8 protein-coding genes and 1 pseudogene are annotated in these 10350 nt (G+C 71.1%); 6 read left to right on the top strand and 3 right to left on the bottom strand.

What is annotated here, in order from left to right:
* Positions 1–166 precede the first annotated feature (166 nt).
* The 6 genes from V7053_RS15695 (at position 167) to V7053_RS15670 (ending at position 8028) form a co-directional block, all read left to right on the top strand.
* Positions 167–1384, top strand: coding sequence for an IS110 family transposase (locus tag V7053_RS15695; protein WP_334173207.1), 1218 nt, complete (start codon positions 167–169; stop codon positions 1382–1384).
* A gap of 147 nt (positions 1385–1531) precedes the next feature.
* Positions 1532–1750, top strand: coding sequence for a hypothetical protein (locus tag V7053_RS15690; protein ID WP_334173206.1), 219 nt, complete (start codon positions 1532–1534; stop codon positions 1748–1750).
* Positions 1751–2154: 404 nt separating this feature from the next.
* Positions 2155–3954: a putative bifunctional diguanylate cyclase/phosphodiesterase gene (locus V7053_RS15685; RefSeq protein ID WP_334173205.1), complete on the top strand. Its 1800-nt coding sequence runs from the start codon at positions 2155–2157 to the stop codon at positions 3952–3954.
* A gap of 72 nt (positions 3955–4026) precedes the next feature.
* On the top strand, positions 4027–5340 hold the full coding sequence (locus V7053_RS15680; protein ID WP_334173204.1) for a GGDEF domain-containing protein: 1314 nt from the start codon (positions 4027–4029) through the stop codon (positions 5338–5340).
* 61 nt (positions 5341–5401) lie between these two features.
* Positions 5402–5623, top strand: a complete 222-nt coding sequence (locus V7053_RS15675; RefSeq protein WP_334173203.1) for a hypothetical protein — start codon at positions 5402–5404, stop codon at positions 5621–5623.
* 353 nt (positions 5624–5976) lie between these two features.
* Positions 5977–8028, top strand: coding sequence for a glycosyltransferase family 2 protein (locus V7053_RS15670; protein WP_334173202.1), 2052 nt, complete (start codon positions 5977–5979; stop codon positions 8026–8028).
* A 201-nt stretch (positions 8029–8229) separates the two neighbouring features.
* Here the strand turns inward: V7053_RS15670 and V7053_RS15665 are convergent, their stop codons facing one another.
* The 3 genes and pseudogenes from V7053_RS15665 to V7053_RS15655 all read right to left on the bottom strand — a co-directional run.
* Positions 8230–8535, bottom strand: a complete 306-nt coding sequence (locus tag V7053_RS15665) for a ParB family protein (RefSeq protein WP_334173201.1) — start codon at positions 8533–8535, stop codon at positions 8230–8232.
* A 110-nt stretch (positions 8536–8645) separates the two neighbouring features.
* Entirely contained in the window at positions 8646–9470 is an 825-nt protein-coding gene (locus tag V7053_RS15660; protein WP_334173200.1) for a ParA family protein, read from the bottom strand.
* Between the two features lie 511 nt (positions 9471–9981).
* Positions 9982–10350: pseudogene (locus tag V7053_RS15655) on the bottom strand (hypothetical protein); the annotation flags it as partial.

Raw genomic sequence — 10350 nt, 5'->3', positions numbered from 1 at the left:
GGGGGGTGATGTCGCCGGGCGCAGAGACGTCGGGTGACTGCTGATAGGGACGCGGCCGAGCTCCTCCGGGCTCAGGTCTCTTCGTAATGTGGGTGCCAGGACCGGGCGTCGTGACAGCGGCCCGGACCTGCCCTGCAAAGGAGACCCGAGACCGGTGGCTGGAGAAGTGGTGGACACAAGCGGCATCGCCGTCTGGTGCGGCCTGGATGTCGGCAAGGAGGAGCACCACGCGTGCGCCCTCGGAGCCGACGGCACGCGCCTGTTCGACAAGCCCCTCCCGCAGGACGAGGCCAAGCTCCGCGAGGTCTTCACCAGCCTTCAGGCGCACGGGACGGTGCTGGTGGTCGTCGACCAGCCCAACACGATCGGAGCCCTCGCGGTCGCAGTCGCGAGGGACTGCGGCTGCCAGGTCGCCTACCTGCCGGGGCTGGCCATGCGCAAGGCCGCCCAGCTCATGCCCGGGGACGCGAAGACCGACGCCCGAGACGCCTACGTGATCGCCACCTGCGCGCTGAAGATGCCCGACACGCTCCGGGCCGTCGACCGCGACAGCGAGGTCCTGGCCTCGCTGAAGGTGCTCTCCGGCTACGACGACGACCTCGCCCGTGAGTGCACCCGCTCGATCAACCGCCTGAGGTCCCTGCTGCTGCAGATCCACCCGGCGCTCGAGCGCGTCTTCGCCGGCACGAGGCTGACCAACCAGCTCTCCCTGGACCTGCTCGTCCGCTACGGCGGCCCCACCGGGCTCCGCAAGGCCGGAGCGGCCAAGGTCCGGGCGTGGGCGCGGAAGACCAAGCACCGCGGCGTGGATGGGCTCGTCGATGACGTGTTCGCGGCGCTTGAGCAGCAGAGCGTGACGGTGATCGGCACCGAGGCGGTCGAGACCGTCATCCCGCGCGTCGCCGCCTCGATCAAATCGCTCAAGGCAGAGCGGGCCGAGCTCGCAGGCGAGGTCGAGAGGCTGCTCGATGACTTCCCTCTTCGCGAGGTCTTGATCTCGATGCCAGGAGTCGGGACCAAGACCGCAGCGACCATCCTCCTGGCCATCGGCGACGCCTCCGCCTTCCCCTCCGCAGCGCACCTTGCCGCGTACGCTGGCATCGCCCCGGTCACCCGCCGCTCGGGCAAGTCGATCCGCGGCGAGCACCCAGCCCGGTCCGGGAACAAGCAGCTCAAGAACGCCCTCTTCCGCTCCGCATGGGTCGCATCGAACTGCGACCCCGACTCCGCGGCCTACTACCAGCGCAAGCGCGCCGAGGGGAAGAAGCACAACGCCGCCGTCATGTGCCTCGCACGACGCCGCTGCGACGTCATCCACTCCATGCTCCGCAACGGCACCCTCTACACACCCCGCACACCCCGGACCTTGCCCGCCGCCGCTTGACTAAACCCATAGGGACACCCCCCCAAGGACCTTCAGCCGGGCGCCCCCACCGGTATCCTCGGAACGTTGGACATGGCAGCGCCGCCGCCCCACCACAAGGAAAACGCCACACCGCCCCTGTCCGCAACGCCATGAAGCCGAGGACCAATGCCCGGACCTGAGACCGCCTACTCCAAGACCTTCACCGTCGCCGACCGGCACGAGCTCGAGGCCGCCCTGGACAGGGAAGCCGAGGCGGCCGTTGCCGCTGCCAGCCGCCTCGGCACCGGAGTCCTCGTGACCCGGCTCGATGCCCGGACCTTCACCGTCGAGGCCTCGCGGGAGGCTCCCCCCGGGCTCATCCACGAACGCGACCTGTTCGACTGATCCGCCGAGCGGCATACGGACCACCGGCTGTTCGGGTCCGCCGGTCCTTCCTGCTGGGACGGCGGCCGGCGCCGTTGCACTCGAGCTCCCGCCCTTCCCAGTGGTCGAGCGCAGCGGCGAAGGAGGAAGCCGGAGGGGAACTCCTCGTGCCCGGATGAAGCAGCCGGGGCATCGCCGCGCCATCGCAGGCTCCCGTCCGTCCCGCCCGGGGATGGACGTGAGGGGGCCCTCTGCCCGGTCCTGGGCGGCTGTGCCCCGGCGCTAGACTGCAGAAGGGGGATGTGGTCCTCGGCCGAAGCGCCGCCCGCCTCCGCAGGATGTGGGCGGTTCTGCTCGGGCTGGTCCCACAGCAGGGGGCGCATGCGGGGACGGCCCGCGTTCTTCGAAGCGTCGGAGGTCTGTGCATGGGCGGCGAGAGCGTGGGCTGCGGGGTCCTTGATCCCGCTGGGGCGCCTTCCCCGGGCCAGAGGGTCGGCGAGCTCGGCAGCGAGGTTCCCTCGGTGCCCGGGGACCTGCCGGTCCCGGAGGTGGACGCGATGTTCCGCATGGACGGGGGCGCCCGCGGAGTCGCCGTGGTGGACGCCGCGACCGGGGAGCACTTCCTCCTGACCCGCCAGCACCTGGCGGACCGCCTCTCCGGGCGCCTGGGCTACGGCCGCGCCCTGCACGCCCGCAGCACCGCAGGCGAGCTCGTCCCCGAAGGGCGCCTCACGGTGGTGGATGCCGGGACGACGGTGGAGGACGCGGCGGTGCTGGTGCTGAGCCGGCCCGAGCCCGCCAGGTACGAGGACCTGCTGGTCGTGGGGGCAGGAGGTCCGCGCCTGGTGACTGTCTCGCAGATCTTCGAGCGCCTCTCCGCCTCGCTCCGCCACGCGGCCTGGCACGATGCGCTGACCGGCCTTCCGAACCTGCGCTGGCTCACCGAGCGGGGCGCTTCCCTCCTGGCGCGCTCGGACCCGGCACGCACGGCCCTGCTCTACATCGACCTGGACGACTTCAAGCCGGTCAACGACACCCACGGCCACGACGTCGGCGACGCGGTGCTGGCGGAGTTCGCCCGCCGGCTCCGGGCCAGCCTCCGCGCGGGCGACGCAGCCGCCCGGCTGGGGGGAGACGAGTTCGTGGTCCTGCTGGCCGGGGTGGGCGAATCGGACGCGTGCGCGGCCGCCCGGCGGGTCCTGGAAGCGGCCCAGCGCCCGTTCTCCCACGACGGGCACACCATGCAGCTCTCCGCGACCGTCGGCCTTGCCATGGCCGAGGAGGTCCCTGCGGACGAGGAGCTCGGGCCGCTGGAGGCCCTGCTCCGCCGGGCCGACGGGGCGATGCTGGCCGGGAAGCGCTCCGGCAAGCAGCGCCTCCAGCGCATCAGCGGGGACGGAGAGGACCCGTTCGGCCGCGCGGCGCAGATCCGCCGCCGTCTGCTGGGGGCGCTCGAGGAGTACGCGCTGAGCGTGCTCTACGAGCCGGCGCTGGACCTGGGCTCCGGCTCCTGCCGGGTGCTCGAGGCCAGGCTGCGGTGGGAGGACCCGGAGCTGGGGACGGTGAGCCCTGGCGAGTTCGTCCCCCTCGCCGAGCGCAGCGGGCAGGCCGTCACCGTGCGGAGGTGGCTGCTGGAGAGGGTGTGCGACCAGCTCCGGGAGTGGGCCCTCGCAGGACACGCCTGGCAGGCGGCCCTCCAGGCCTCCCCCGGCTGGCTCGCGAGCGGGCTCGTGGCCGCCGACGTCGCCGCCGCGCTGGCATCCCACCGGATCCCCCCGGCCCGGCTGAGGATCGATGTGATCGGCCGCCTCGCGCCGCCCGAGCTGCCCCGGGCCCGGGAGCAGCTCGACGGGCTCCGCGCGCTCGGCGTCCAGGTCGGGCTCGACGGCTATGGCAGCGACGGCGCCACCCTGGCGGTGCTGCGGTCGCTGCCGTTCGACGTGCTCAGGCTCGACCCGTCCCTGACCGCGCGGGTGGAGGCCGATCCCGTCGACGCCGCCATCGTGGCGGGCATCGTGAACACGGCGCACGCCCTGGGAATGCGGGTGGGCGCCTCGGAGGTCCGCCGGGCCCAGCAGCTGCAGGCACTGCGCGGCCTCGGAGTCGAGGCCGCCTCCGGCCCCGCGGTCGCCGGGCCCCTGTCAGGCCCCGCCGTGGCCCACGCCCTCGCAGGAGCGCACTGGGCCCCGGCCTGCGGCCTGCCCGCGGACCGCGGCCGACCCTAGTAGAGTGGCCGGCAGGGCACCCCTGCGCTGTGCCCTGCTGCAGTCGATCCACGGGGATGGGGGACGAGGATCTTGCCGGCTCCGCTGATCTGGAACGACCCTCGGCGGCTCCTCGCCCTGGCCCTCGACGACGCCCTGGCCCGGAGCGAGGAGACCGGCTCCCCGCGTCCGGCCCTGCTGCTGGTCGAGCTCGACTCGTACGAGCGCCTCGAGCACGTCGGCAGCCGCGCGGAAGCGGACCGGGTGATGGACTGGATCCAGCACCGGATGGCCCAGACCGCCGGGGACGACGGCCTCGTCGTGCGATTCCGCCTGGACAGCTTCGCCGTCCTGCTCGCCGCCGCCGGGCCGGCCCAGGCACGCCTGGCCGCCGAGGACCTCCACCGGGCCTTCCGGCGCCTCCGATCCGCCCCGACGCCCGTCCGGACGGCCCTGAGCATCGGGATCCGCGCCGCCGAGGCCGGCCAGGCCCCGGAGGACATCATCCGCGACGCCGGGGTAGCCCTGAGCGCGGCCGCGTGCGACCCCTCCGAGCCGGTCAGGGCCTTCGAACCCTTCATGCTCCACGCCCTCCAGGCCCGCCGCGCGCTCGGGAACGACCTGGCAGAGGCGGTGCGCGCCCGGAGCCTGGAAGTGGTCTACCAGCCGATCGTCAGGCTCCCGGCATCCCCGCCCGGGAGCCTGCTGGGCATCGAGGGCGTGGAAGCGCTCGCCCGCTGGACACGCCCTGGCTTCGGCCCCGTCCCACCGGATGCGTTCATCCCGCTCGCGCAGGAGCTGGACATCGCCGTCGAGCTCGACAGGGCCGTCCTGGACAGCGCCCTGGCCCAGCTGAGCGCATGGCAGGAGACCGGCGGCCCGGGCGAGGACTTCACCCTCAGCGTGAACATCACGCCCGCGAACCTGCAGAACCTCGACTACCTCGACCAGGTCCGGCTCGCCCTCGCCCAGGCCCGCATCGCCCCCCGCCGGCTGGTCCTCGAGCTGACCGAGGCATCCTTCGTCACCGGGAACGAGACCGACCTCTACTCCCTCAACGGCCTCGCCCGCCTCGGAGTGGGCCTGGACATCGACGACTTCGGCACCGGCTACTCCTCCATCGCCTACCTCCGCCGACTGCCCGCCCACCGGGTGAAGATCGACCGGAGCCTGCTGGGGAACCTCACCGAGGACCTCCAGCAGCGCCGAGTCCTCAAGTCCGTGATCGACCTGGTCCGCGCCTGCGGGCTCTCGGCCGTGGTCGAAGGCATCGAGACCCCCGAACAGGCCGAGATCGCCGCGGCCCTGGGCGCTTCCAGCGGCCAGGGATACCTCTTCTGCAGGCCCGTGCCCGCAGAGGAGATGACCGCCCTGCTCCTGGCCAACCGGCGCCTCCGCCCCGCCTGAGGACCAACGCCCGTGGACCCGGGCCACCGGGGCCCGGGTCCACGGGCGTAGGCTGGGACGGATGGCGACCGCAGCGGAGGCACTGGCCGTGACCGAGGGGATGTTCGGGCGCCTCGGCGGACTCGAAGACGGCGGACAGCTGGACACGGTCGAGGCCGAGCACCTCAAGGGGATCCTCGTCCGGCACCTGCCCGCCGAGGACGAGACGGGCCTGTGCCCAGAATGCCGGGCGCCCTGGATGTGCCCGCCGGTGCGCGCCGTCCTGACCCGCCTCCACCGCTGAGGGGACTTGCCGCCCCCGGAAGCCTTCCACCACCAGCCCGCAGGCCCCCGTCAGCCCTGCCGGAGACCCAGCGTCACCGCTCCCGGCAGAACCGGCGCCCCGGATCAGCCATTGGACCGGGCCGCTGTGGAGGACCGGGCTCCGATCCGACACGCTCGATCTGCCGGAGGGAATGGCCGCGGGGGGAGCCGCGGCACCCTCGGCCCGTCGCGGAACGGCGGCCGGGGCGCTGGAGTCCGCAGGGCACGCCGGCGTCGGCTAGCATCCTTGTGGCCCTGCGATCCTGCCTGCCTTGGACCGGAGGGTGGCCGCTGGGGCCGGATCATGTGACGAAATCCAGGGGGCGGTATGCGGTGTGCGAGGCAGTCCGGTCGCGGCCCGGCACGGACGGCCGGTCGATGACGGGCCGGCGGCGGCGCCTCGGCCTGGAGGACCTGCCCCGGGCGGGTCTCGCGGGCTGGGCGGAGCAGCTGGGCCCTCCCGGGCCCGAGGAGCCGTGGTCGAGGCGGATGGCGCGGGTGGGCGGCGCCGCTGCTGCCCTCGCCCTCTGCCTCTACCTGCTCTGGCGAGTCCTCTTCACCCTTCCGGCCGGCGGGCAGGACCTGACCGCGGCCGGCCTCCTCCTGGGGTTCGAGGCGCTTCCCCTGGCCGGAGTGGTGGTGAACGCGGTGATGCTGTGGAACATCGACAGCCGTGCGCCCGCCCCTGTCCGCCCCGAGGAGTGCACGGTCCGGGTCGCGGTGCTCATACCCACCTACAACGAGCCGCTGGAGGTCCTGGCCCCGACCGTGGCCGCGGCCTGCCGCCTGGAACCGGCCCACCAGACCTGGGTCCTGGACGACGGGGACCGGGACTGGGTCGAGCAGATGTGCCTGGCCTACGGCGCGCGCTACGTGCGCCGGGACGTCCACGACCACGCCAAGGCCGGGAACCTCAACCACGCCCTGGGGCTGATGGCCGACGAGGAGGCCGCCGGCCTGGGCGGCATCGACGTCGTCGCGGTCCTGGACTGCGACCACGTGCCGCTGCCGGGCTTCCTGGCCTCGACCCTGGGCTGGTTCGAGGACCCCGGGATCGCACTGGTGCAGTGCCCGCAGAACTTCTACAACTCCGGCGCCTTCGACGACGACGGGATCACCGGGGAGCAGGGCCTGTTCTTCAACGTCCAGATGAGGGCACGCGACGCCGCCGGCGCCGGGCCCTTCTGGTGCGGGTCCACCGCGCTCCTGCGGGTCCAGGCCCTCCGGGAGGTCGGCGGGGTGGCCACCGAGACGATCACCGAGGACATGCACACCACCCTCAAGCTCATCCGCGGCGGCTGGAGGACGGTCTACCACCACCAGGCGCTGGCCCTCGGCCTGGCCCCGGCGACGCCCGAGCAGTACCTCCTCCAGCGGCGGCGGTGGGGCCTGGGCGCCATGCAGATCCTGGTCAGGGAGCACCTGTGGGCGCCCAAGCGGTGGATGTCCTGGCGGGACTACCGCGAGTACCTCAACGGGACCCTCTGGTGGCTCGAGGGCATCGCCACCCTCGTCGGCTTCATGGTCCCCGCCGCAGTCCTGCTCTCGGGGGCCAGGACCTCCACAGCGGACCCGGTGGCCTTCGGGGCCGTGTTCGCACTGACCTTCTCGGTGCGCCTGTGGGGGGCCAAGCGCCTGATGCGCCGCCAGATCCACTGGCCGACCGCCTTCGCCCTGCGCGTGTTCAGGATCCCGATCGGGCTGGCCTGCCTGTGGTGGCTCGTGACCCGCAGGACCCTCGCGTTCGAGGTCACCCCCAAGGGCGCCGCGGACCGGCGCTCGAAAGGCCGCCCGCCCCGGATCCTCCTGGCACTGCTCGTCCTCGCGGGCGCACTCGTCCTCTACGCCGCCGCAGGGACCGCCGGGTGGGTGCCCTGGCGCGCGACGACCGCCTCCACCGCAGCCGCGGGCACCTGGCTGCTGCTGGGCTTCGCAGTCCTGGGCCTGGGCCTGGGCAGGATCCGCTCCGAACGGTACGCCACCTCCCGCCGCAACGCACACCGCATCGTCGTCGAGGCCCCCCTGTCCCTTGACGGGGTTCAGGGATCCCTGCTGGACATCTCCGTCGGCGGCATCTCGGCGAGGGCGCCCGCCGGAACCGTCCCGCCCGCCGGCACCGTCCTGGTCGGGCTGCCCAGGGCCGAGGCCGTCCCGCTCGAGGTGGTCAGGGCATTCAGCCCCGCCCAGGGCTTCCAGACAGTGTCGCTGAAGGTGCGCGAAGGGGACTGGGAAGGCTACCGCGCCCTCTCGCTCTGGCTCTTCCACACCCCCCCGGGCGCCATCCCGCACCTGCCCCCCGGCGTCCCCGCCGTCGCCTCCGCACGGCGCGCGCCCGGACCCGCCCTGCGCATGCCGGAACCCGCCCTGCGCCTGCCCCAGCCCTGAACAGCCCCTTCGCCCCCGGCCGGGCCTTGTCGAGTATCTGGAGGACCCTCAGCTGGTGTTCCGTCCCCTCCCCCGCCCGTCCACCGCCTCATCGCACCCATCCTGCGCCCCCAGTGGTACGCCCGGCTTTGCGCGTTCCACCGAATGGGGGTGATTTAGGACTAATAGCGATATTAGTTCCAACAGCCCTTCATTCCGAGTTCAGCGTCGGCCGCGGGCGATCTTCCCTGCAGGGACGGGGGGGAACTCTTCGCCCCCGTTGTACTTGCGTTGGCGCTCTTCCATCCGGTCCAATGCTGCTGCGAGGAGGAAGTCCGAGAGGGACTCCTCGCGCTCCCCCGACGCGGGCGGTGTGTAGTACCAGGCGGCCCGTATACGGGCGATCGTGTCAAGGTCTGCATAGAAGCCGGCTTTACGAATCGGAGTGCTCGTGGGCTCCGCTGCAGGAGCGGGCTCTTGGGTTTTGACTGCGTGCAACGTCGGCTCAGGCGCCGAAGCTGACGGCATGCTCGAAGCCTCCCTCGGAGTCGGCGCCGGGGCGAGGACGCTCTCGCGAGCCTCGATAGGATGCGCTGCACCGAGGGCGCTCCGCTTGCGTTCTGGTCGTCCTGCCATAGTCAGCCCTCCATGTGGGCGTAGTCGTGAGAGGGGAAGGCCTTTTCAAGATGGCTCCGCAGGGACATGCCTGTCAGTGCGCTGAAGTGGCGCGCGTACATCTCGTAGACCTCACGGCCCCGCTGTCGATCAGCAGTCCACTCGTCGAGGCCGAGCCCAGCCTCCTGGGCAGACTGGATGACATCCCAATACGGGATCCTTGGGTTGATGATCGGCCACGGCGATGACTGTTCGAGGTCGCCGAACCATGCCCTATGGGTAAGCGTTGCCCGGGCCTGGACGACGACGACACCTGCCACCGTGAGAAGCGGGTTGTAGTAGCGGACAACACTGGCCACCGACTTCTCGAGTTCGGACATGCCGTCGAGGGAGAACTTCCCCGGCGTTGTCACGACGAGCGCCCGGTCCGCTGCTGCCAGCGCGTTGACCGTATGCAGCTCCAGGCTCGGCGCGCAGTCGACCAGCACGAGATCGTACATTTCCCCGACCGGATCGAGGGCTTCGCGCAGCCTCATCTCCCGCCCGTGCTCCCCCGCGAGCATCATCACCGCTTTACTGATGTTGCTGTTGCCCGGAACCACATCGATGCCCGCCCACGCGCCCTCCCGCCGAACTTCCTTGACAGGTTCGCCGAGAAGCACATCAGCCAAAGTGAGGTCGTCGGCTGCAACATCCTCCAGCAGGATTCCCGAACAGTTCCCCTGGGGATCCGCGTCCACGACGAGGGTTCTGAGGCCTTCGTTGGCTGCCACTCGGGCAAGGTTTATTGTCTCGGTGGTCTTACCGACCCCGCCCTTCTGATTCACGACGGCGACTACCTGCGGCACGTCATCTCCTTCCCGTCCTCCATGGAGCCTGACAGGGCTCATAGCCCTGTCAGCCCCACTAGGTTCTATGGCGCTTTTAGCTCTAATGGCGACAGTAGTCCCTTCCCTGGCCCAGAACGGGGTCACGCCGCCGCGTGTCGGTGCCCCCATGGCCCTATTGACCCCACTGTCCCTATTAGAACTGATAGGTCGATCAGACCTCGCAGAATGGGAGACTTCCGCGTCAGTGTGCGGATCAAGGCGCCGCTCAAGAGTCAGGTTCTAATAGAACTTTTAGGGCTAATGGCGACAAATTTCCCGCACTAGCCCAGAACGTGGTCACGCTGCCGCGTGGCGCTGACCTGTTCGCCCTATTGACCCCACTGACCCTATTAGAACTAATAGGTCGATCAGGCCTCACAAAAACCTTTGTATGCAGCCCCTCTATTAGAGCGGACAGCGCTATTAAGACTAAATGGTCTGCAAGAATCAGGATTCCCTTCTCGAATTGAGAGTAGGAAGAAAACGGATCCTAAGCCGCCGCGATGCGCCAGAGACCCGCGGGTATGGCAGCGTCGTCTGGGGGGATCCAGTGTTCGTCGGTTTCGGGGTCGTAGAGGTCGGCTTCGGTGAGCTGCTGGCCGGGGTTGTGGCGCTCGAGCCAGGCGTGCCATTGGGCGCGCTGTTGGCGGTGGAGGGTGATCTGGGCGGCGACCTCCTGGTCGGCGCCGAGGCGGTGGGCGAGCTGGGCAAGGCTTGTGGTGGCGGTGATGTGCCAGAGGCCGTCCTGGTCGCGGTGGACCATGCGGTAGGCGGCCATCTCCTCCAGGGCCTTTTCGGCGGTCGTGCGCGAGAGGCGCCCCTGACGGGCGGTCTCGGCGGTGGTGGGGGAGTGGCGGGG

Source organism: Sinomonas sp., assembly GCF_036848755.1.
Classification (GTDB): domain Bacteria; phylum Actinomycetota; class Actinomycetes; order Actinomycetales; family Micrococcaceae; genus Sinomonas.
Note: the sequence above shows the minus strand (reverse complement) of the source record. Positions and strands in the feature narration are given on the sequence as shown.